Raw genomic sequence first — 1,332 nt, 5'->3', positions numbered from 1 at the left:
GAGTTTGTGAGCGTGGGAATCTTTATCCGTTTGCAGCCTGTGGAGCGGGGAGATTGGCGTTTTATTTAAAGGCACTTTTTGCATGTATTATAGATATCCTGGGCAGTTTTCAGCCACGTAAACGTCTTGACGTGTTGCAGGCCCCTTTCAATGAGCGATTGCCGTAGTTCTTTGTCACGAATTAAGTTCAGCATATGGGTGGCCAGAGTCGTCACCTCCGTGGGATTAAAGAGCAACCCCGCCTGACCAACGACCTCCGGCAGGGAGCCGCCGTTTGAGGAGACCACGGGCGTGCCACAAGCCATTGCCTCAAGGATGTTCAGACCAAAACCCTCAAACAACGACGGGTGCACCAGCATTTCGGCATACGAATAAAACAACGGAACGTCTTCTCGGTCTACGTAGCTCTTGTACACTATCCGGTCGTCCTTGGGAAGTGGCCTGGTTGCAAGTTCCTTCTTGCCAACGATGACAAGTGTGTGTGGCACACGATTTTTGATCAGCATAAAGGCATCCGTGAGGGTCGAGACATTTTTGTAGGGAAACAGCGAGCCAACAAACAAGATGTAGGGAGGTTTCAGGTCATGCCGTTTGAGGAAGTCCTCCCGCAGTTCTGCCGGCATTGGTTTAAACATATTGGAGTCATACCCATAGGGTGCGACGCCCACGAGGTCCTCCTGCAGGCCCGCTGTCTTTATGACCTCGGCCCTGACAAAGTTCGATGGCGTTAACACCCTGTATCTGAGGCTCTTTAATCTCCACAGGGAAACTCTGAAATACTTGCTCGCCACTCCAAACTGCTCAGGAAAGTACAACGGATGCAGGTCATGTACCATCACTATAGTTGGCAACACATAGGTCAGTGGAAACTCCATGATTGGGCACAAGAGCACGTCCACTGCCGCTGCATGCAACCTATAACGCAACAGGGCATTGTCAAAGACCGCCCTGCCTATGTTGTGAATCAGATTCAGGGAACCCCTTATCGGTTGGGGCGTATGCTGCATCTGTGACTCATCAACCCCGTCTATCCGGACGGAGGAAAAGACCGTTGTCTCCTTATCCAGTGCGCAAAGTTCCCGTGCCACCTCCCTGGTAAAGACACCCACCCCGGTTGGTTTGGTGTTTAGAAATGATGCGTTTATTGCTATTTTCATTGTTCCCTCACTATCCGCTGATTATTACACTAAAATAAGGTCATACAGGACATCTTGTTCAGAGTATCCTTTCAGGAACTCTGTTACGGTAATATCTCCCCATGTATCCGTCTCGTCATTAAGCAAGAGAACAACCCTTACTTTCGATACATGATTTAATCTGTCTCTGATAGCA

At 49.5% G+C, this 1,332-nt stretch carries 1 protein-coding gene; it reads right to left on the bottom strand.

Going from position 1 to position 1,332, the window contains the following annotated elements; genetic code table 11:
• Window positions 1-65 precede the first annotated feature (65 nt).
• Entirely contained in the window at window positions 66-1,157 is a 1,092-nt protein-coding gene (locus tag HWQ67_RS18715) for a glycosyltransferase family 4 protein (RefSeq protein WP_218254209.1), read from the bottom strand.
• Window positions 1,158-1,332: the final 175 nt, after the last annotated feature.

This window comes from Candidatus Magnetobacterium casense (assembly GCF_019173545.1).
GTDB lineage: Bacteria > Nitrospirota > Thermodesulfovibrionia > Thermodesulfovibrionales > Magnetobacteriaceae > Magnetobacterium > Magnetobacterium cryptolimnobacter.
This window is presented reverse-complemented; position numbering and strand designations above follow the sequence as displayed.

Excerpts from the sequence above, each read along its gene's own strand:
- HWQ67_RS18715 (WP_218254209.1), bottom strand. The coding sequence starts at position 1,157 with ATGAAAATAGCAATAAACGCATCATTTCTAAACACCAAACCAACCGGG.